Source organism: Paraburkholderia sp., from assembly GCF_035656215.1.
Classification (GTDB): domain Bacteria; phylum Pseudomonadota; class Gammaproteobacteria; order Burkholderiales; family Burkholderiaceae; genus Paraburkholderia.
In genome coordinates this window covers 1-20,355 of the sequence record NZ_DASRSY010000015.1, presented here as the reverse complement: position 1 = coordinate 20,355, position 20,355 = coordinate 1, and the positions used below count along the sequence as shown (strand labels likewise).

General features: G+C 61.5%; 18 protein-coding genes and 1 tRNA gene. 7 read left to right on the top strand and 12 right to left on the bottom strand.

What is annotated here, in order from left to right; all coding sequences use genetic code 11:
* Positions 1–1,105 (top strand): hybrid sensor histidine kinase/response regulator (locus VFE81_RS00845; protein ID WP_325042776.1); only part of this gene is annotated, 1,105 nt, incomplete at its 5' end.
* Positions 1,106–1,243: 138 nt separating this feature from the next.
* Here VFE81_RS00845 and mscL read toward each other — a convergent pair.
* The 4 genes from mscL to mfd form a co-directional block, all read right to left on the bottom strand.
* The gene (gene mscL, locus VFE81_RS00840; RefSeq protein ID WP_325042775.1) at positions 1,244–1,693 is read right to left on the bottom strand and encodes a large conductance mechanosensitive channel protein MscL; all 450 of its coding nucleotides are present in this window, start codon (positions 1,691–1,693) and stop codon (positions 1,244–1,246) included.
* Positions 1,694–1,780: 87 nt separating this feature from the next.
* A complete protein-coding gene (locus tag VFE81_RS00835) occupies positions 1,781–2,815 on the bottom strand; it encodes a threonine/serine dehydratase (protein ID WP_325042774.1) in 1,035 nt (344 codons plus the stop codon).
* A gap of 54 nt (positions 2,816–2,869) precedes the next feature.
* Complete coding sequence (gene argE, locus VFE81_RS00830) at positions 2,870–4,120, bottom strand: acetylornithine deacetylase (RefSeq protein ID WP_325042773.1); 1,251 nt, start codon at positions 4,118–4,120, stop codon at positions 2,870–2,872.
* 209 nt (positions 4,121–4,329) lie between these two features.
* Positions 4,330–7,812, bottom strand: a complete 3,483-nt coding sequence (gene mfd / locus VFE81_RS00825; protein WP_325042772.1) for a transcription-repair coupling factor — start codon at positions 7,810–7,812, stop codon at positions 4,330–4,332.
* A gap of 121 nt (positions 7,813–7,933) precedes the next feature.
* On the opposite strand from mfd, the gene ispD reads away from it, so the two are divergent.
* Both ispD and ispF read left to right on the top strand, forming a co-directional pair.
* Positions 7,934–8,650: a 2-C-methyl-D-erythritol 4-phosphate cytidylyltransferase gene (gene ispD / locus VFE81_RS00820; protein ID WP_325042771.1), complete on the top strand. Its 717-nt coding sequence runs from the start codon at positions 7,934–7,936 to the stop codon at positions 8,648–8,650.
* Positions 8,651–8,696: 46 nt separating this feature from the next.
* Positions 8,697–9,176 carry a 2-C-methyl-D-erythritol 2,4-cyclodiphosphate synthase gene (gene ispF / locus VFE81_RS00815; RefSeq protein WP_325042770.1) on the top strand — a complete coding sequence of 160 codons (480 nt, stop codon included), beginning with the start codon at positions 8,697–8,699 and terminating at the stop codon, positions 9,174–9,176.
* Between the two features lie 78 nt (positions 9,177–9,254).
* Here ispF and VFE81_RS00810 read toward each other — a convergent pair whose 3' ends face one another.
* The 4 genes from VFE81_RS00810 to ompR all read right to left on the bottom strand — a co-directional run bounded on the left by VFE81_RS00810 (position 9,255) and on the right by ompR (position 12,863).
* Complete coding sequence (locus tag VFE81_RS00810) at positions 9,255–9,779, bottom strand: carboxymuconolactone decarboxylase family protein (protein WP_325042769.1); 525 nt, start codon at positions 9,777–9,779, stop codon at positions 9,255–9,257.
* Positions 9,780–9,853: 74 nt separating this feature from the next.
* Positions 9,854–10,402, bottom strand: a complete 549-nt coding sequence (locus VFE81_RS00805) for a peroxiredoxin (protein ID WP_325042768.1) — start codon at positions 10,400–10,402, stop codon at positions 9,854–9,856.
* 186 nt (positions 10,403–10,588) lie between these two features.
* A complete protein-coding gene (locus VFE81_RS00800; RefSeq protein WP_325042767.1) occupies positions 10,589–11,938 on the bottom strand; it encodes an ATP-binding protein in 1,350 nt (449 codons plus the stop codon).
* Between the two features lie 190 nt (positions 11,939–12,128).
* Entirely contained in the window at positions 12,129–12,863 is a 735-nt protein-coding gene (gene ompR / locus VFE81_RS00795; RefSeq protein WP_006048917.1) for a two-component system response regulator OmpR, read from the bottom strand.
* A gap of 229 nt (positions 12,864–13,092) precedes the next feature.
* Between ompR and VFE81_RS00790 the strand changes: the two genes are divergently transcribed.
* The 3 genes from VFE81_RS00790 to VFE81_RS00780 all read left to right on the top strand — a co-directional run bounded on the left by VFE81_RS00790 (position 13,093) and on the right by VFE81_RS00780 (position 16,586).
* A complete protein-coding gene (locus VFE81_RS00790; protein WP_325042777.1) occupies positions 13,093–13,419 on the top strand; it encodes a hypothetical protein in 327 nt (108 codons plus the stop codon).
* Positions 13,420–13,592: 173 nt separating this feature from the next.
* Positions 13,593–15,224 carry a DUF1800 domain-containing protein gene (locus VFE81_RS00785; RefSeq protein WP_414695534.1) on the top strand — a complete coding sequence of 544 codons (1,632 nt, stop codon included), beginning with the start codon at positions 13,593–13,595 and terminating at the stop codon, positions 15,222–15,224.
* Between the two features lie 117 nt (positions 15,225–15,341).
* On the top strand, positions 15,342–16,586 hold the full coding sequence (locus VFE81_RS00780) for a DUF1501 domain-containing protein (RefSeq protein WP_325042765.1): 1,245 nt from the start codon (positions 15,342–15,344) through the stop codon (positions 16,584–16,586).
* A gap of 81 nt (positions 16,587–16,667) precedes the next feature.
* Here VFE81_RS00780 and VFE81_RS00775 read toward each other — a convergent pair whose 3' ends face one another.
* Positions 16,668–17,492, bottom strand: a complete 825-nt coding sequence (locus tag VFE81_RS00775) for a squalene/phytoene synthase family protein (protein WP_325042764.1) — start codon at positions 17,490–17,492, stop codon at positions 16,668–16,670.
* A gap of 221 nt (positions 17,493–17,713) precedes the next feature.
* Between VFE81_RS00775 and VFE81_RS00770 the strand changes: the two genes are divergently transcribed.
* A tRNA-Leu gene (locus VFE81_RS00770) sits at positions 17,714–17,800 on the top strand.
* A 118-nt stretch (positions 17,801–17,918) separates the two neighbouring features.
* Here the strand turns inward: VFE81_RS00770 and VFE81_RS00765 are convergent.
* The 3 genes from VFE81_RS00765 to VFE81_RS00755 all read right to left on the bottom strand — a co-directional run.
* Positions 17,919–18,212, bottom strand: a complete 294-nt coding sequence (locus VFE81_RS00765) for a hypothetical protein (protein ID WP_325042763.1) — start codon at positions 18,210–18,212, stop codon at positions 17,919–17,921.
* A 540-nt stretch (positions 18,213–18,752) separates the two neighbouring features.
* Positions 18,753–19,205, bottom strand: a complete 453-nt coding sequence (locus tag VFE81_RS00760; RefSeq protein WP_325042762.1) for a MarR family transcriptional regulator — start codon at positions 19,203–19,205, stop codon at positions 18,753–18,755.
* Between the two features lie 63 nt (positions 19,206–19,268).
* Positions 19,269–20,355 (bottom strand): glycerate kinase (locus tag VFE81_RS00755; protein ID WP_325042761.1); only part of this gene is annotated, 1,087 nt, incomplete at its 5' end.

The following is a 20,355-nucleotide window of genomic DNA, read 5'->3' as shown; positions in this document are numbered from 1 at the left end:
GAAAGACCGCTTCCTTGCCATGCTGTCGCACGAATTGCGCACGCCGCTCACGCCGGTACTGGCGGGCGCCAGCGTGCTGGAGATGATCCCGGATCTGCCCGATCAGGCGCGTGCGAGCGTGCGGATGATCCGCCGCAACGTCGAACTCGAAGCGCGCCTGATCGACGATCTGCTCGATCTCACACGCGTGGCGAACGGCAAGCTGCGTCTGTCACTCGAAACCGTCGACGTGCATGAGGTGATGGACAGCGTGCTTGAACTCTTCCACAGCGAGATTCAGGTCAAGCAGCAGGACGTGCACGTCGGCAAGAATGCGCAGCACCATTACGTGCTCGCCGACCGCGCACGCTTGCAACAGATGCTGTGGAACCTGATTCGCAACGCTGCCAAGTTCACGCCGGACGGCGGCCATATTTATGTACGCACCCAAGATGAACGTATGCACGTGCAGATCTCGGTCGAGGATACGGGTATCGGCATCGAGCCCGAGCAGATCGGCAAACTGTTCAACGCGTTCGAGCAAGGCAACCAGAACATGACGCGGCAATTCGGCGGCTTGGGCCTCGGTCTTGCGATCACCAAGGCGCTGACGGATGTGCATGGCGGCACGGTGGTCGCACAGAGTCCGGGCGCGCACTGCGGGGCGACTTTCACGATCACGCTGCCGACCGCGGCCGCGCCGGTCCAATCAACGCCCGTTGCCGCGCCGGATGAGGTGCATTCTCCGGGGCTACTGACTATTTTACTGATCGAAGACCACGTGGATACCGCCGAGGTGATGGGGCAGCTGATTCGCAGCCTGGGTCACGACGTGACCACAGTGGGCCGTGTGGATGATGCATTGGCCGCTACCCAGACGCAGACGTTCGATCTGGTGATCAGCGATGTAGGCTTGCCCGACGGTACCGGTCTCGATTTCGTGAAAGCGTTCCGCGAGCATTCGGATGTGCCGGCCGTCGCGTTGACTGGCTTCGGTACTGACGAAGATGTGCGCCGTTGCCTGAGCGCCGGCTTTACTTCGCATCTGACGAAGCCTGTCAATTTTTTACAGCTCGAGACGATGATTGAAAACGCGGTGAATCAGAAGGCGGAAAAGGACGTTTAGTGCGTTCGCCGCGCCGACAGGGTCGACTGTGGCGGCGTAATTTGCATGCGGTATGAAAAAGGCCTGTGGCGATTTTTTCGCAACAGGCCTTTCTTTATTTGCGCCGGCTAATGGGCGGGCGCGAATGCTTAAATAGGCTTAACGCGGCGCTGAATTTTTCAGCGAGTCGCGGATTTCACGCAGCAGCACGACGTCTTCCGGCGTCGGCGGCGGCTCCGCCGGCGCGGCTTCAGCCGGCTTGCGCAGATTATTGATGAACTTGACCATCAGGAAAATGATGAACGCGAGAATCACGAAGTTGATGGCTACGGTGATGAACGAGCCATAACCGAACACCGCCACGCCAGCCGTTTGCAAGTCTTTATACGACTCGGGACTTCCTTTGAAGCTGGCGGGAATATCGCCGAGGCGAATGAACTTGTTGGAGAAATCGAGGCCGCCGGTGGCAACACCGACAACCGGCATGATCAGGTCTTTAACAATTGAATTGACGATGGTGGAAAATGCGCCGCCGATAATCACCCCGACCGCGAGATCCATTACGTTGCCTTTCAGGGCAAATTCTTTGAATTCCTTGACCATGCTCATATACGTTCCTCCCAGAAGTCGATGGTCGAATCATACCAATCTGAGAAAGATAGGCTAGTCTTTTGGCAAGGAAAGAGCGGAATGACCTTATTCTGGAAGCTGTGACTGACTATGGCGTGCCCGTTCGATATGCGCGGCAAAACTGACCGGATCGGTATTGGTGCCGCATAGCAGCACGCCTACGCGTTTGCCTTGCAGCTTTTCACGCAGCGGCCCGAGCAGCGCTGCCGTAGCCGCGGCGCAGGCCGGTTCGACGGCTAGCTTCAGTTGTCCGAACAAGGTCAGCATGGCCGCGCGCAACTGGTCATCGGATACGGTGACGAGCTGGTCGATATGACGACGGCACAACTCGTAGCTGTATTCCTCGGTATGCGGCGACGCCAATGAATCGGCAATCGTGTGCATGTGGCCCATCTTGACCGTGTGATTGGCCGCGAAGCTTTTGCCCATCGCATCCGATCCTTCCGGTTCGACGCCATACACGTGCACGAGCGGATTCGCGAGCCGCATGGCGGTAGCTACACCGGCAGCGAGCCCGCCGCCGCCGATCGGCACGATCACCGCTTCGAGGTCGGGCGTTTGCGTGGCCCATTCATAGCCGAGCGTGGCCGAGCCCAGTACGGTGCGATAACCGTTGAACGGGTGTACGAAATATCGGCCTTCCTCGGCCTCGATCCGGCGCACCAGTTCGAACGCTTCGGCAATGTTTTCCGCGAACACGATGTCGGCGCGATACTGCCGGCACAAGGCCACGCGCGCCGGATTGGCCGCACGAAACAACACGACCTTCGCGCTGATGCCAAGACGCATCGCCGCGTACGCGACCGCCACCGCATGATTGCCGCCCGATACACAGGTGACACCTGCGCTGCGTTGCGCTTCGTCGAGCGCTAGCAGGTTGGTGAACGCGCCACGCGCCTTGAAGCTGCCGCCTGCCTGGAGCAACTCGAACTTGAAATTCACGACGGTGCCTTCCAGCGACGGAAAGTCGAGCCGGTCGAACACCGGCGTTCGCGTCACCCACGGCGCCAACGTAAAGTGCTGCGTGGCGATGTCGTCGAGTGTGGGGATCGGCTCGCCGTCGATCGTATGGTCGGTGTGCTGCGGCGTGGCGGTTGACATGGTGTGGGCGTGTTTTCCTCGATATGGCTAAGACTATTTTCGCAGCGATCAGTTTCAGTGCGCGTGCGCGTCCACCGACATGCTGTGAATGAATTTTTGCAGGAAGCGTTCACACGCCACGAGCTGATCCAGCACCACGAATTCGTTGGCTTTGTGCGCCTGCTGGATGTCGCCGGGGCCGCACACAATGCTCGGAATGCCCGCCAGCGAAAACAGCCCGGCTTCGGTGCCGTACGCGACCTTGCGCTTGTCCTGGTCCGCGGTCAGCGCACGCACGAGTTGCGTGATCGCGGCTTGTTCAGACGAATCGAGACCGGGGGCCGCGGCGATTCTGGAGATCTCGATGGCCGCGGATGGATGCTCGCGCAACATTTTCGGCAGCAGCGTTTCGCGTGCATATTGATTGATGCGCGCGAAGATTGGTTCGGGGTCGAGCGTGGGCAGGTTGCGGAATTCGAACTGGAACTTGCATTCGGCCGGCACGGTATTGATCGCGTTGCCGCCTACGATCGTGCTGGTTTGCGCCGTGGTGAAGGGCACATCGTACAGTTCGTCGAACGGGCCTTGCTCGCGGAATTGATCGGCCATATCGCGGATGTAGCAGATCAGACGCGCGGCGTATTCGATGGCGTTCAAACCCTTCGGTGTAAGCGACGAATGCGCCGCCTGACCGCGCACGCAGCATTGATACGCGTTGATGCCTTTGTGCGCCACGATCGGGCGCATGCTGGTCGGCTCGCCGACGATGCAGCCGTCCGGCTTCACGCCGCGCTTCATCAGATCGGCAATCAGGAGCGGTGCGCCGACACATCCCACTTCCTCGTCGAACGACAAGGCGAAGTGAATCGGCTTGGCGAGCCTCGTGCGCTGCATCTCGGGCACGAGCGAAAGCGCCGCGCCGATAAAGCCTTTCATGTCGCAGGTACCGCGACCGTACAGCTTATCGCCGCGAATTTCCGGCTTGAACGGATCGCTGTCCCATGGCTGACCGTCTACGGGCACCACGTCTGTGTGGCCCGACAGCACCACGCCGCCGTTAGTCTCGCCGTCGTGCGCGGGAATCGTTGCGAACAGATTGGCCCATTTGCCGCTTTCGTCGTGAGTGAGCGTGGCTTCGATGCCGACTGCGCGCAGTTCATCGCGCACGGTCTCGATCAGACCGAGATTTGGATTACGGCTCACCGTGTCCATCGACACGAGACGGGTTACCCAGGGGAGCGAGGCAGGCAGCGTTGCAGGCGAGGAAGAATTCGATTCAGAGGCGGGCGTTTGCGAGGACTGCGCTGATTCAGCGACGTGAGACATGACAAGACTCCAGCATTTGAGTCTTTCGATCATACCCAAAAAAAACTCACCCGTATGCTGCGGCGCGCGTTTGCGCACCGCAGCATGAACGAAAAACGGCTAGACGTACCCCGTTTTTTTAATGGCGCCGGCGTGGGTGCCGTGTGGGTTCCGGTATCTGCGCTGGTGTTGACGCGATACCGGCGCGTTAGCATGCAACATGCCGCCCGTTAGCGCGCAGCAGCCGTGGCCGCCGTGCCGCGGCTGGGCGTTCCAAGTGCACGCAGGGTTTCTTTCACCGTCGCCACACGCACGGCCAGATCCGGGCTGCGCGTTTCAATACGCAGTTTGTCCTGGCCCGCGAGCTTGATGTGCTTGTGTTTCTGCACCATTTCGATGATCCGCATCGCGTCGATCGGCGGATTGGGGATGAACTGCAAGCCGATCACGGTTTCGCCCGCATCGATTTTCGAAATGCCCAAAGGCTTGGCCGCGAGGCGCAGACGATGCGTCTCGACGAGTGCATGCGCTTGCGGCGGCAATTTGCCGAAGCGATCGATCAATTCCTCCTGGATGCCGTCGATCGAATCGTTGTGTTCGCAATTGGCGAGGCGCTTGTAAAGCGACAGACGTTCCTGCACGTCGCCGCAATAGTCCGCTGGCAGAATCGCGGGCGCGTGCAGATTGATCTCGGTGGTCGCGGCGAGCGGCGCGGTGAGGTCCGGCTCCCTGCCTTCCTTGAGCGCCTTCACGGCGTCGTTCAGCATGTCGGTATAGAGCTGGAAACCGATCTCGTGAATCTCGCCCGATTGCTTGTCGCCGAGCACTTCACCCGTACCGCGGATTTCGAGGTCGTGCATCGCGAGATAGAAGCCCGAACCGAGTTCCTCCATCTGCTGGATCGCTTCAAGACGACGCTGCGCCTGCTTGGTCAGACCTTGCGGGTCATGCACCAGCAGATACGAATATGCCTGGTGATGCGAACGGCCGACGCGGCCACGCAACTGGTGCAATTGCGCGAGGCCGAACTTGTCGGCGCGGTGAATCAGGATCGTGTTGGCGCTCGGCACGTCGATACCGGTTTCGATGATCGTCGTGCACAGCAGAACGTTCGCGCGTTGCGCAACGAAATCACGCATCACGCGTTCGAGTTCGCGCTCGTGCATCTGTCCATGCGCGACCGCGATACGTGCTTCGGGCACGAGTGCTTCGAGCATCTGCCGGCGATTCTCGATCGTCTCGACTTCGTTGTGCAGGAAGTAGACCTGGCCGCCGCGTTTCAACTCGCGCAACATTGCTTCGCGAATCACGCTGTCTTCTTCGCGACGTACGAAGGTTTTGATCGCGAGGCGCTTTTGCGGCGCGGTCGCGATCACCGAGAAATCGCGCAGGCCTTCGAGCGCCATGCCGAGCGTACGCGGGATCGGCGTCGCGGTGAGCGTGAGCACATCGACCTCGGCTCTGAGGGCCTTCAGCGCTTCTTTCTGACGCACGCCGAAACGGTGTTCCTCGTCGATGATGACGAGCCCCAGCCGCTTGAACTGCACATCCGACGACAGCAGCTTGTGCGTGCCGATCACGATATCGACCGTGCCTTCGTTGATCTGCTGGATTGACGCGCTGACTTCCGTGGTCGACTTGAAGCGAGACAGTTCGGCAATGCGCACCGGCCAATCGGAGAAACGGTCGGTAAACGTTTGCGTGTGCTGTTCGGCGAGCAGCGTGGTGGGCGAAAGCAGCGCAACCTGTTTGCCCCCCATCACGGCGATGAACGCCGCGCGCAATGCCACCTCGGTCTTGCCGAAACCGACGTCGCCGCACACGAGGCGGTCCATCGGTTTGCCGCTCGTCATGTCGCCGATCACGGCAGCAATCGCTGCGGCCTGGTCCGGTGTTTCCTCGAAGCCGAAGGTCTCGGCGAACTTCACATAGTCTTTCGGTTCAAGCGCGAACGCATGACCTTCGCGCAGAGCGCGACGGGCATATAGATTCAGCAGTTCCGCCGCAGTGTCGCGGATCTGTTGCGCTGCTTTGCGTTTGGCCTTTTCCCACTGGCCGGAGCCGAGCGAATGCAACGGCGCGCTTTCCGGATCCGCGCCGCTGTAGCGCGAGATCACGTGCAACTGCGCGACCGGCACGTAGAGCTTGCTGTTACTCGCGTATTCGAGGTGCAGGAACTCGGTCTCGCCTTCGCCGAGATCCATCGTCACGAGGCCCATATAGCGGCCGATTCCGTGCTGCGAATGCACGACCGGATCGCCGATCTTCAACTCGGACAGATCGCGCACCATCGAATCGACGTTGCTGGCCTGTTCCTGACGGCGGCGTCCCGCGCGACGCGCGAGCGGGCCGTAAAGCTCGGTCTCGGTGATGATCGCGATGCCGTCGACGGGCACCGCAAAACCGTTGGCCAGCGGTGCGACGCCGAGCGCGAAACGCGTGTCGCCGATGAGCCAGTCCCGGAAGCTGTCGCTCGAGGCGGGCCTCAGATGATTGTCGGCCAGCAGTTGTAACAGCGTTTCGCGCCGGCCGGCCGATTCAGCGGCAAACAGCACGCGGTTCGGCGTGGCGTCGAGATAGGCACGCAGCGCGGCGACCGGATCGTCCGCATGGCGGTCGAGGGCGAGATTCGGCAACGGCACGGACCAACCGCCGCCTGCGTTGGCCGGCAAGACGAGCCGCGCGAACGGCTTGGCGAACGTAAAGAAGTCCTCGTCCGACAGGAACAGACGTTGCGGCTCCAGAATTGGCCGGTCGCGATCGTGCGAGAGGAAGTTGTAACGCTGCCGGGTGTCGTTGGTGAAGCGCTTGATCGCCGCGCCCAGATCGCCCACAAACGCCAGTTGCGCGCCTTCAGGCAGGTAATGGAACAGCGTCGCCGTTTCGTTGAAGAAGAGCGGCAGATAGTATTCGATGCCCGCCGACGGCACGCCGTTGCCGATATCCTTATAAATCGACGCACGGCTCGGATCGCCTTCGAAGGTCTCGCGCCAGCGGCTGCGGAATGCCGTGCGCGCGGCTTCGTCGAAGGGGAACTCGCGGCCTGGCAGCAGACGCACGTCCTTCACCGGATAGAGGCTGCGCTGGGTGTCCGGATCGAAGGCACGGATCGAATCGACCTGGTCGTCGAACAGGTCGATCCGGTATGGCAGGGGCGAGCCCATCGGATACAGATCGAGCAGCGAGCCGCGCACGCAGTATTCGCCGGGACGCACCACCTGGCTCACGTGCTCGTAGCCCGCGAGCGTCAATTGCGCTTTGAGCCTGGCTTCGTCGAGGCGCTCGCCTTGCGAAAAGGAGAACGTGTAGCCCGCCATGAACGAGGCAGGCGGCATCCGGTACAGGGCGGTGGTGGCGGGCACCAGCAGGATGTCGCAGCGGCCTTCGCCGAGATCGTGCAGCGTGGCGAGGCGCTCGGAGACCAGGTCCTGGTGCGGCGAAAACGTGTCGTAAGGCAGCGTTTCCCAGTCGGGCAGCAGGCGCACGCGTGCCTCGGGCGCGAAAAAGCCGATTTCCTGCGCGAGGCGCTGCGCGTCGACGGCGCTTTCGCAGACGACCGCCAATAGCGGCACCTTCTCGCGATAGGCGAGATGGTAGCGGGCGATCAGCAGCGCATCGGACGAGCCGTGCGTGCCGTCGAAGGCAAAACGCTGGCCGGCCTTGACGAGCGCGACGGGCGGGGAGTACTGCGATGATGCGGCGATGTCTGGCATAGAAGAGAAAAGGCGGCCTCAGGCTCACACGTGATCGGCAAGTTTACGCGTGTCAGGGCGTAGATGCGAAGGACCTATTATAAAATCCGTTCTTTACTTTTACTTCGCGGCGTCCGCACTCGTGACTTCCCGTCTATTTGCCCTGATTCCGTGCGCTGGCACCGGCAGCCGTTCTGGCGCCGCGATGCCCAAACAATATCGCACTGTCGCCGGCCGCGACATGTTGCATTACTCGCTGGCGGCTTTCGACGCCTGCAGCGAGTTTGCGCAAACCCTTGTCGTGATTGCTCCCGACGACCAGCACTTCGACGCCCGCCGCTTCGGCGGCTTGCGTTTTGCCGTGCGCCGCTCCGGCGGGGCATCGCGCCAGGCGTCGGTGCTGAACGGCTTGCACGTGCTGGCCGAGTTCGGCGCGCACGACGACGACTGGGTGCTGGTGCACGACGCCGCGCGGCCGGGCATTACGCCTGCGTTGATTCGCACGCTGATCGGCGCGCTGAGGGACGATGCGGTGGGCGGCATCATGGCCTTGCCTGTTGCGGATACCTTGAAGCGGATCGACTCGGGTTCGTCCGACGGGCGGATTGCCCGTACCGAAGCGCGCGATGGTTTGTGGCAGGCGCAGACGCCGCAAATGTTCCGCATTGGCATGTTGCGCGAGGCGATTCTGCGCGCGCAGGCGGACGGCCATGACCTGACCGACGAAGCGAGCGCGATCGAGTGGCTGGGACACGCGCCGAGGTTGGTTCAGGGCAGCTTGCGCAACTTCAAGGTCACCTATCCTGAAGACTTCGATCTGGCCGAGGCGATTCTGTGCCGGCCGCCTTCGGCCTCCTGACTGGATAATCAGATTTTAATTGAATGGGCTAGAGGACTTGACGCATATGGATTTCAGAATTGGGCAAGGGTATGACGTGCATGCGCTGGTGCCGGGACGTCCGTTGATTATCGGCGGCGTGACGATTCCCTATGAGCGCGGGCTGCTCGGGCATTCGGATGCGGATGTGCTGCTGCATGCCATTACCGATGCTATTTTTGGCGCTGCCGCGATGGGGGATATTGGGCGGCATTTCTCCGATACGGATGCTAAATTCGCTGGCGCAGATAGCCGGGTTTTATTGCGCGAGTGTTTTGCTCGCGTTAAAGCCGCTGGGTTTTCTATTGGTAATGTGGATAGCAGTGTGGTTGCGCAGGCGCCCAGGCTGGCGCCTCATATTGACGGAATGCGGGCGAATATCGCCGCGGATCTGAACTTGCCGATTGAGCGGGTCAACGTCAAGGCGAAGACCAATGAGAAGCTGGGTTATCTTGGGCGGGGAGAGGGCATTGAAGCTCAGGCAGCGGTTTTGTTGATCAAGAATTGATTGTGGTTTTTTGCCCGCCCAAGGCAAAAACCAATGCGCGCAACGCTAGTGCCGTGTTCGCGCTGCGCGCAAGAACAACTATTTACCCTCTGCAGCAATACACTGCGCAGCGGCGTTAACAACCGCCGCGATGCGGCCCACATCCCGCAATTGCGTAGAACTCATCCCCTCGGCAACGAGCGTATCAAAATGCGACTTCACGCAAAAATGACACTTACCAATAATCGAAGCCGCCAGCGCATACATCTCAAACCGTCGCTTATCCACACCGCCATGCGACGCATAAGCATTCATCCGTAACTGCGCCGGTTGCGATTTCAGGTCCGCGTTATCCGTCATCTCGACATACGGATACCACACGTTATTCATCCCCATTAGCGCAGCCGCAGTGAGCGCGCCGTTCGTCTCTTCCGGCGACAAAACCCCGGCATTGCGAATCGCGTCGATAATCACCGTACTCTTCGCCGCAAACGCCGCCGCCAACGCTACACCGACCGCGTCATTCCCCTCCAGCGACGAGCGCGCAATCGTCCCGTCCAGATTCAGCCGAATGTCCTTGGCGTAGTCAGGCACGAGCGCCTTAATCGAAGACAAGAATTCCATTGAAATCTCCTATCAGGTTGTCGATAAAAAAGCCCGCTGGCTTTTCAAGCTTAGCGGGCTTCTGACAGCACTGCTTACAGCGTTGCGCCGCCGACTGCGCGGTTGCAAGGACACAGTTCGTCCGTTTGCAGGCCGTCGAGAATACGCAGCACTTCTTCCGGATTACGCCCAACGTTCAGGTTATTCACCGAAACGTGTTGAATCGTATTGTCCGGATCGACGATGAACGTTGCGCGCAATGCCACGCCGGCTTCCTTGTCGCGCACGCCGAGCTGGTCGATCAACTCGCCCTTTACGTCACCGAACGCATAGTGGTTCAGCTTGCTCAGGTCCTTGTGCTCACGGCGCCACGCCAGCTTGACGAATTCGTTGTCCACGCTGCCGCCGAGCAGCACTGCGTCGCGCTCTTCGAAATCCTTGGCCAGCTTGCCGAACTCGACGATTTCCGTCGGACACACGAACGTGAAATCCTTCGGATAGAAATAGATGATCTTCCACTTGCCTGGGAATGACTGTTCCGTGATCTCTTCGAACGCCGACACGCCGTTTTCTTCGTGATTGTTGAAGCCCGGCTTGGCAGCAGTAACGGTAAACGCTTCGACTTTATCGCCAACGGTTTTCATGCGAGTGCTCCTTCGTGTGATGTGAAAACAGCATGTTGAGGCTACCAGCTCGTCGTAACGAGCACGTTACACGCCTTGGAATATAGCTCTATTAAATTATCCGTTCAATAGTTTTTTACTAACAGCCTGGATAGCTTTTATTCAACGAGACCAACCGTCGCACCGGCAGGACGATGCACCTTCCGGTCAGGCACCCTTTGCAAGCGGGAACTCGATCGTCACTTCGAGACCCGGGCCTGGCGTGCGATTGCGCAGGCGCAGCGCGCCTCGGTAACGGCTTACCAGCCGCTGCACAATTGCCATGCCAAGGCCCGTGCCGTTCGCCTGGGTGCGCGCCGAATTCACACGATAGAACGGTCGTGTGACAAGCGCCAGTTGGTCTTCCGGAATACCGGGACCCTCGTCGACCACGGACAACTCGACCCGCGAGTGCGACACCCGTGTTTCCAGAATCACGTGCGGTATACCGTCGCCGTCGCTCAAACCGTATTTGCGCGCGTTCTCCAGCAGATTGCCGACCACGCGCCGCATGTCGGTCTCATCCGCCTCGATCACTGCCGATGGCGCGAGGCGCGTGATCAGCCGCATGCTGTCCTCGCTTTGCATCCGCGCGGCCAGTTCGCCTGCGATCACAGAGAGATCGACTGGCTCCGGCACCCGCTGCACCGGACGCGCGTAGTCGAGGAATCGGCCGATGATCATGTCCATCTGCTCAATGTCGTCGACCATCGCATCTTTGGTGGTCTGATCAGACGGGCTCATTTCGGTTTCGAGCCGCAGTCGCGCGAGCGGGGTGCGCAGATCGTGCGAAATCCCTGCGAGCATCAACGCGCGGTCGGCCTCGAGTTGTTCGAGGTCCTGCACCATCTGGTTGAAGCTGCGATTGGTCTCGGCGGCGACACCCATGCCGCGCTCGGGCAAGGGCTCCGGCGACTGACCTGAGCCGACCTTGCGCGCGGCCATCGCGAGCCGGGCGAACGGGCGGTTCACGAGACTCGTGATGAACGCCGCGCCGAACAGCGACAGCGCCAGCGCGAACACGCCCCAGCCGGCCCATTGCAAGCCGGTCGCGTTGTCGAGTTGATCGCGGTCGAGCGCCACCCAGTAATCGTCGTCGTCGATCTTGAAGCTGATCCAGACGCCGGGGATGTCGTTGACGCTCTGTGCAATGACCGTGTCGTCGCCGAGGCGGCCGCGAATGTCGTGTTCGATCAGCCGGTTCAGCGACTCGTCGGGCTGCAGCTTGTATTTGTCGGTGGTTTCGCGCGGGTACACGCGCACCCCTTCATTGCTCTCCAGATCCTGTAGCAAGGCGCGCCGCAGGTCGGGATCGGAATAGAGGAGTGCGGTGCGCGTGAGCTTGACGATAGCGACCAGTTGCAACGCCACGCGCTGCGCGCGCGGCTCGCGTTCGATCACCCGAAAGCTCTGGAACCACGCGGCGAGACTGACTGCGATCAATAGAGCGATCAACAGAAAGGTCCGCCAGAAAAGGCCGCCGAACGCGAGCGTCAGGAGGCGCCGGTCGATCCGCATGGGCCCTTCTTATCAGAAACTATCTTGCATGGGACCAGAGTAAGAGCTTTGCATGGGACCGGAGAAATCGTGCTGAAGCGCGAACTCTGGTCGACCGCTAAAGCGCCAACTCTGGTCGACCGCTTTGCATGGGACCAGAGGTAAGACGCTAAAGCGCCAACTCTGGTCGACACAAGAGGTGAGAGCAAACTCAGGCTGCACCGTCGGGAATGAACACGTAACCAAGACCCCAGACGGTCTGAATGAAACGTGGGCTGCCCGGATCAGGTTCGATCAACTTGCGCAGACGCGAAATCTGCACGTCGAGGCTGCGGTCGAACACTTCGTATTCACGGCCGCGCGCCAATTCCATCAGCTTTTCACGCGACAACGGCTGACGCGGGTGGCGCGCAAACACCTTCAGTACCGAAAACTCACCCGTGGTCAGCGGAATTTCCTGGCCGGCTTTGGTGAGCGTGCGGGTGGCAAGATTCAGCGCGAACTCGCCAAACTCGAACACTTCGGTGGTTTCGGACGGCGCGCCCGGCAACTCCGACGGTGACTGGCGTCGCAGCACCGCATGAATCCGCGCAACCAGTTCGCGCGGGTTGAACGGCTTGGGCAGATAGTCGTCGGCACCCATTTCGAGCCCGACGATACGGTCGACGTCTTCACCCTTGGCCGTCAGCATGATGATCGGCGTGCGGTCGTTGCTGCCGCGCAAGCGGCGGCAGATCGACAGGCCGTCCTCGCCGGGCAGCATCAGATCGAGCACCAGCAGGTCGAAGCGCTCACGCACCCAGAGCTTGTTCATGGACGGCGCGTTCTCGGCAACGTAGACATTGAAGCCCTGTTCACCGAGGTAGCGGCGCAGCAGATCGCGCAAGCGCGGATCGTCGTCGACGACGAGGATTTTCGAAGGGTTTTTAGTTTCCATGGTCGGCATCTTAGCGCGATTAGAAAGGGGTGCGCGGTTGCATCATTTATCGGGTTACAGTCAGTTACAAAATTTACCCGCACTGTGGCACGACGTAAAGCAGGGGCAGGTAGACTCCTTTACTGAATGCGGCTGTTCGGTAGATACTTCACCCGACTAAAAATATCGCACCCGGCTCGCTACCGGGGTTTGTATACGCATTTGAGGTAGCCGGTTGCCGCGCCACGAAGGGAACAACATGAAGGGAGGGGTTTGGCCGAATGTGCGCCTAAGCGTAATTGCACTGGCGGTAGCCGGGACGCTTGCAGGCACACTGGGACCAACGCTCGCCCACGCCCAGCCTTCGGCCGACAGAGCTATGAGCGAGCGCGCCCCAAGGTCGGCTAATTCCAGGGCGAATCGTCACAACCTCAACAACGACCGCCCTGCATCAGACGCGATGTTGCGCACTGCCGTTCCCCCCGATCTCGATCAACGTCGTCGTGATGGTCATATGACGCCTGACGAACGGCGTCTGTTACGGCAGCATATCGAAGATGCTGTCCGCGAGCTCTACAAACGCTAGCTATTTCCGTGCCCGGTCCGGGCACGCCGGCCGCGCTTTCTCCGCGCGTGAAAGATTTCGTTGCACTTCCCCAGTCAACTTTCCCGTTCCATCTGCCGTTGAGCTGCCAGAGCACGGCGCGTTTTGCGCGGGCGAATGTCTTTTCGTGATGTCCCCCGACCGGATGATCGATGATGAAATTGCTGGCAAGCGGTAATGGTGGCCGATGGCTTGCAGTTACTGCCACTGCGCTTGCGGCGGTGACATGGTGTGCGCCGGCATCGGCCGTGCAGCAAGGCGCGTCTCTGGCGCCTTACAACCGGCATCGCGCGCCGGCTGCCGCGTCCGCTGCTTCTCCTGCCGACCAGGACATCCTCGACGCCGACGACGCGCGCTTCTTCCTGACGCGCGTCGGTTTTGCGCCCGATAGCAACGAGGTCGCGCAATACGTTGGACTCACACGTGAGCGGGCCGTCGATAAGGTGCTGGCGACAGCCCGAACCGAAGCCGTCACACCGCTGCCGGACTGGGTGCTCGAACCGATCCCGACACGCGAAACGCGCAAGACGTGGACGGACGAGCAACGCCGCGACGAGCAGCGACTGCGCGGCCAGCGTTACGAATTATTACGCGCGTGGTGGGTGCGCGAGATGCTGAGCACGCCGTCGCCGCTGACCGAGCGCATGACGCTCTTCTGGCATAACCACTTCACGTCAGGCCAGGACAAGGTCCAGTATCCGCAGCAGATGGCGCAGCAGAACATGCTGTTGCGCCGTGACGCGTTCGGCAATTTCGGCGAGTTGTTGCACGACGTCGCGAAGGATCCGGCGATGCTGCAATACCTGGATGGCGCGAGCAATCGCAAGGGCAAGCCCAATGAGAACTTCGCGCGGGAAGTGATGGAGCTGTTCACGCTCGGAGAAGGGCACTACACGCAGCGCGACGTATCGGAAGCCGCCCGTGCCTACACGGGGTGGAGCCTCGATCCCGACACGCGGGCGTACATGTGGCGCGCCAACCAGCACGACGACGGCGACAAGACCGTGCTCGGTCAAACCGGTGCGTTCGACGGCGATCAGGTGCTCGACATCCTGCTTGTACGACCGGAAACCGCGACCTTCGTCACGACCAAGCTATGGCGTGAGTTCGTCTCAGATACGCCGGACTCCGCTCGCATCGCGCCGATCGCCGCGCAGTTCCGCGCGAGTCGCTACGATATCAAGGTCGCGCTGCACGGCCTCTTCATGAGCGACGCCTTCTGGAACGACGACGATCGCGGCGTCCTCGTGAAATCGCCGGCTGAGTTCGTCGTCGGGACGCTGCGCGCGTTCGACATCGGCTATGACAACACTGCACCGTTTGCCGCGCAGATCCGCACGCTCGGCGAGAACCTGTTCTACCCGCCGAACGTCAAAGGATGGCCAGGCGGCACGATATGGATCAACAGTTCGACACTGCTTGCGCGTAAGCAATTCGTCGAGCAACTGTTTCGGGCGACGGAAACCGCCGGTCCACGGCGCACGAACAATCCGATCAGCGCAAAGATCACGGCGAGTAGCGCGCCGGGCAATATGCAGGCGAATCCGCCGATGCAGCGCGCGATGGCGCGAGTCGGTCAGGCCGGGCAAGGTGGCGTACGCTTTGACATCGACGCGTGGCTTGCGCATTACAACACCGCGCCGACGGCGAAGCCGGGGTTGTCGGCCGAGCTTCAGTTGCAGCACGCGGTCTTGCCGCTCACGCCGGTCGACGCGATCGCAACCGATTCGACAGCCAGCGCTTATCTGGAGGCGTTGTTGATGGACCCGGCTTATCAGTTGAAGTGAGCCGCTGCGACGGCCAACGGAATTGAGCAGGTCAGCCGTTTAACTTTATCGACAGCGAAAATAAAAGGTCCGTCGAAGGCGGAAGACACGCGCCATGACAATCGAACGAGGTGCAGGATGAAACGACGCAGCTTTCTCTCGATGGGCGCAGCCGCCGGCGCGACGCTCTGGCTGCCGCGCGCATTCGGTGCGCAAGCGGCAGCCTTGGGCGCTCCAATGAATCGCGGCTACGGCAACCTGCTGATCCTCGTCGAGCTGAAGGGCGGTAACGACGGTTTGAACACCGTGATTCCGTTTGCCGATCCCGCTTACTATCAGCTGCGCAAAAACATCGGCATCAAACGCGAGCAGGCGATTCAGCTCGATGAGCGCACCGGGCTGCATCCGTCGTTACAGGCGCTCATGCCACTTTGGCAAAGCCAGCAACTGGCGATCGTGCAGGGCGTCAGCTATGCGCAACCGAACCTGTCGCATTTCCGCTCGATCGAGATCTGGGACACCGCGTCGCGTTCGGATCAGTATCTGCGCGAGGGCTGGCTCACGCGCGCATTCGCGCAGGCGCCGGTGCCTCCCGGTTTTGCCGCCGACGGCGTCGTAATCGGCAGCGCCGAAATGGGACCGCTCGCCAACGGTGCACGTGCGATTGCACTGGTCAATCCGGCGCAGTTCGTCAAGGCTTCGCGCCTCGTCACACCGGTGTCGCTGCACGAGCGCAATCCGGAATTGGCGCATATTCTCGACGTCGAGAACGACATCGTGAAAGCGGCCGACCGTCTGCGTCCCACACAAAGTCAGATGCAATTGAAGACGGTGTTCCCTGGTGGCGCATTCGGCAGTTCGATCAGGACGGCCATGCAGGTGCTTGCCGCTGGTGACGCCCCGAAGGCAATCCCCGGTGGGGGCACGCCGCAAGAACAGCCGCGCAGCGGGCAGGGTGTCGCGGTGATCCGGTTGACGCTGAACGGTTTCGATACGCATCAGAACCAGCCCGGCCAGCAGGCGGCGCTACTCAAGCAATTGGCCGCAGGGTTCGCGTCGATGAAGTCGGCGCTTGTGGAACTCGGCCGCTGGGACCAGACGCTGGTGATGACCTATGCGGAGTTTGGCCGGCGCCCGCGTGAGAATCAGAGCAACGGCACGGACCACGGCACGGTGGCGCCGCATTTCGTGATGGGCGGGCGAGTGCGCGGCGGTTTGTATGGTGTGCCACCGGTGCTCGCACGGCTCGACGGAAACGGCAACTTGCCGGTCGGCGTCGATTTCCAGCAACTTTACGCGACTGTGCTCGGGCCCTGGTGGGGACTCGATGCGTCCGCGATCCTGCAGCAGCGGTTCGAGCCGCTGCCATTGCTACGCGTCTGATAATCCACGGAGCTTTTCTTCATCAGCAAGAGGAGGCGCCGCCGTGTTGCCCGCTTAATCCGTTTAGCCAGCTTAGCCCGGCTATCTGGCGCGCCATGCGATCCAAAGTTTGCGGATCGGTGTCAACGCGATGCGCTGATGCAGCACGTGATAGCCGTCCCGTTCGATTTCATCCAGCAGCGCCAATGTGAGTGCAGCCTGCGCCACCAGTGTACGCTGCGAGCGGCGCTCATTTGCTGGCATGGCGGCGAGCGCTGCATGCAACGCATCGCGGGCCCGCCTGGTCTCGAAGCGCATTAGCTCGGTAAACGCGTCGGAATATTTCCGATTGATCAGGTCCGCGGCAGTGACCTTAAAGCGCTGCATTTCGTCGATCGGAATATAAATGCGACCGTGGCGCGCGTCATTGCCGGTTTCGACAACCAACTGCGCAAGCAGCAGCGCCTCACCGATCGGTGTCGACCAGTTCGACGCCTGCGTGGCGTCTTTCGCCATAGCACGTGCGATCAGCGACGCGAAGGTGCCGCCGACACTTTGCACATAGCGCCGCAGATTCGGATAGTCGAGGTAGCGCGCCTGGTCGAGGTCCATTTCGAAACCGGCAAGCAACGCCTGCAACGCGGGATACTCGGCCTGCACGTCGGGCAGATAAGCCGCCAGCGCTTTCGAAACCGGATGCGACGGTGAGCCCGAAGCCAACGCGGCGAGCTCGTTTTGCCACCACGCGAGTTTGGTGCGGCCGATGGCAGGATCGCTGATTTCTTTAACGGTTTCCTCGAACTCGCGGCGCAGCGCGAACAGCGCAGTCAGGAGCGGTTGACTTGCCGCGGGCGCCTGCCGAAGCGCATAGTAATTGCTCGATCCGGGCGGCGCCGCTTTCTGCTGGCAGTATTCGTCGAAATTCACGGGATTGGAATGTGGGGAAAGGCAGGCGAAAAGGGGCACGGTATGCGTGCGTTTAGCCAAAAATTGTAGCATCGACGCCCCCTCGGGCAGATGCATGACCAAATGCAGACAAGCGCGAATCAATCGGTTAGAATCTCGCGCTTACGCTTTCGGGCGCGGGTTTGTAACGCGGCCGCAAGCATGCAGGACATCGGGCAGGGCGCACAGCGTTTTGTCCGGCTGCGAGGGTGGCGAAATTGGTAGACGCACCAGGTTTAGGTCCTGACGCCCGCAAGGGTGTAGGGGTTCGAGTCCCCTCCCTCGCACCATCCATATGTAGCAGAGAACCCCGTTAAGTCTTCCGACTGACGGGGTTTTTTGTTGTCCGTTTATTCCCCTTTTGTTGCCCGCGTGATTTGCTGCCGGGCCTCGCATGCCCGGCAGCGCTCAGGCGTCCGGTGCCGGCGCTTGCTGTTCGGCCTGCGTGCCAGGCAACTCGGCTTGCGTGGCGCCTTCGAGAAAGCGGCGAGTCGATTCGAACGCCTGCAGCATCGGCTCGGGCCACGGCGTTTGCAGCATGACGGCCTGGTGGTTTTCAAACGCCGACGACAACAGTTTTGCCAACTCAGGCGAGCGCAGATGACGCAGCAGCACACTGACGGCGATTGCTGTCGCCTGGCTTGCGCCGGCGGTTTGAAGTTCTGAGGCGGTAAGGGCCGCTACCTGTTTGTTGATGTCCACTGAAACTTCCCTGGATGAAATGGGGGTGATCGAAGGCACGGTGGCCGATGCCGAATTTTGACATGGTTGGCGGGTTGCCGGGAACGTGGCTGCCTGGCGGGTCTTACGGTGCTCGAAGAGTGACGAAGGTTTTCAGCGCAGTTAATCTATTAAGCGATATGCAGTGGGATACCGCTCTCTGGTTTGTCCCGGGCAATCGGCTACCGATCGAGCCGCGCGTGGAGTGCCTGACGGGTCAGGCGCAACGAGCGCCACAGTGAAAGATGCAGGCGCTGCTAGTGCTGACGGTCAAAGCGCAGGGAAGAACTGACTGCGGGGCGGGAGCACCTCGGCGCGAGGATCGAACAGAGCGGCGAGATTTGAGCGCGCTGAGGGATTGCACTGCACGGAGGGGCTTGCGCAGCACTGAAGAAACGCCCAGTGCCGAAGAAATGCAACGCATTAAGGAGTGCACCGCGTGGAGGAATCGCATCGCATCGGGCAATCGGGCCGCGCCAGAAAACAGCATCGCGCGGGCGCCCCGCGCCTGCACGCCCTTGCTTACCCCTCTCGCTCCGTCATCGTGTCGATGATCTTATCGAGCGCCTGGCCGAACGCGAGCTTTTCCTGTTCGTCGAGACAGTCGAACATATCCCCGTTCCACTTACGCGCGATCGGCATCACCTTGCGATAGAGCGCACGGCCCTCCGGCGTCAGCGACACCAGCACGACGCGGCCGTCTTCAGCGCTCGGCTCGCGCTTCACGAGTCCTTGCTTGATCAATGCCTCGGCCGCGCGGCTAGCCTGGCTTTTGTCGAGGTTGGCGTGCCGCGCCAGTTCCATGATCGAAAACGGTCCGAACGAGCCCACCGACGCAATCACCCGCGCTTCAGGCAATGTCACGCCCAATTTGTCCTGATAGCGCACGCCGATGCCACGCTCGGCGAGTTTGTTCAGAACATGCAGACGGTACGTCAGGAACTGTTCGAGCCCGGTTTTGGCGGAGGCCTTCATGGTCTTCCCGTGATGAGTGGCGCGGTCGTGGCGCTGTGATTGTTGCCGCAACCGCCCCGCCGGTCAACGCGCGCCGTATTTCAGGCGCGTCAACTGTTCAGCCTCGTCGGCGAGCAAGCGCGCGGCCTCCCGAATGGCAACTTCCAGGGTGATCGGCCCGGGGGCCGGCGAGAAGCAGCCACTGAAGTGTTCGGCGAGACGCGGGAGTGCCGCGGAATCAACCGCGCCGGAGAGCAGCGTGGCCGGTACGCCCACTGCCTGCGCATGACGGCAAGCGATGAACGGCGCCTTGCCGTGCAGCGTTTGCACGTCCGAGCGGCCTTCGCCGGTGATCAGCCAGTTCGCGCCTTCAAGTGCCGCGTCCAGACCGATCTGCCGCGCGACGGTTTCCGCGCCCGGCTCGAACTGCGCGCCGAGCATGTGCAGCGCGAAGCCGAGACCGCCGGCTGCACCCGCGCCGGGTTGGTCGCGTGCCGTGCGCCCCAGCGCCGCCTCGAGCAGATCGGCGAAATGGGCGAGGGCGGCGTCGATCAGGGCAATCTGTTCCGGCTTCACACCCTTTTGCGGACCGAACACCGCGGTTGCGCCGTGATCGCCGGTCAACGGGTTGTCCACATCCGACATGCCGACAAACTGCGTGTCCGCGAGACGGGCGTCCAGCTGCGACACGTCGAGGCGCGCCACGCGAGCGAGTTGCTCGGGCGTTGCGTCGAGCTCGTTGTCCTGCGCGTCGAAAAGTTTCAGGCCGAGCCCGGCCAGCAAGCCGGCGCCGCCGTCGTTGGTGCTGCTGCCGCCGAGCGCGACGAAAAAGCGCCGGACACCGGCGTCGAGCAGGGCGCGAATCGCTTCGCCCATGCCGCGCGTGCTGCGCGCCTCGACCGGCACGCCCATGCCGACGGGATCCGTAATACCGACGATTTCCGCCGTTTCGATGATCGCGCTGCCATCCGCAAGCAGGCCGGTGAGTGCCTCGCGCACTGGACCGGCCGCACCGCGCACGCTCAGCTTGCGGCGTTCGCCGCCGCTCGTGAGCATGGCGTCGAGCGTGCCTTCGCCGCCGTCGGCCATCGGGCAGATGCGCACGTCGGCATCCGGCCGGGCGCGCTGGATGCCGGACGCAATCGCCTGCGCGACCTGTTCCGCGCTGAGC

Bases quoted from the DNA above. Each gene is read 5' to 3' on its own strand.
- ispF (WP_325042770.1), top strand. From the start codon at position 8,697: ATGGATTTCAGAATTGGGCAAGGGTATGACGTGCATGCGCTGGTGCCG.
- VFE81_RS00800 (WP_325042767.1), bottom strand. From the start codon at position 11,938: ATGCGGATCGACCGGCGCCTCCTGACGCTCGCGTTCGGCGGCCTTTTC.
- VFE81_RS00835 (WP_325042774.1), bottom strand. From the start codon at position 2,815: ATGTCAACCGCCACGCCGCAGCACACCGACCATACGATCGACGGCGAG.
- VFE81_RS00790 (WP_325042777.1), top strand. From the start codon at position 13,093: ATGAAGGGAGGGGTTTGGCCGAATGTGCGCCTAAGCGTAATTGCACTG.
- VFE81_RS00810 (WP_325042769.1), bottom strand. From the start codon at position 9,779: ATGGAATTCTTGTCTTCGATTAAGGCGCTCGTGCCTGACTACGCCAAG.
- VFE81_RS00780 (WP_325042765.1), top strand. From the start codon at position 15,342: ATGAAACGACGCAGCTTTCTCTCGATGGGCGCAGCCGCCGGCGCGACG.
- VFE81_RS00785 (WP_414695534.1), top strand. From the start codon at position 13,593: ATGAAATTGCTGGCAAGCGGTAATGGTGGCCGATGGCTTGCAGTTACT.
- VFE81_RS00760 (WP_325042762.1), bottom strand. From the start codon at position 19,205: ATGAAGGCCTCCGCCAAAACCGGGCTCGAACAGTTCCTGACGTACCGT.
- VFE81_RS00805 (WP_325042768.1), bottom strand. From the start codon at position 10,402: ATGAAAACCGTTGGCGATAAAGTCGAAGCGTTTACCGTTACTGCTGCC.
- argE (WP_325042773.1), bottom strand. From the start codon at position 4,120: ATGTCTCACGTCGCTGAATCAGCGCAGTCCTCGCAAACGCCCGCCTCT.
- mscL (WP_325042775.1), bottom strand. From the start codon at position 1,693: ATGAGCATGGTCAAGGAATTCAAAGAATTTGCCCTGAAAGGCAACGTA.
- mfd (WP_325042772.1), bottom strand. From the start codon at position 7,812: ATGCCAGACATCGCCGCATCATCGCAGTACTCCCCGCCCGTCGCGCTC.
- ompR (WP_006048917.1), bottom strand. From the start codon at position 12,863: ATGCCGACCATGGAAACTAAAAACCCTTCGAAAATCCTCGTCGTCGAC.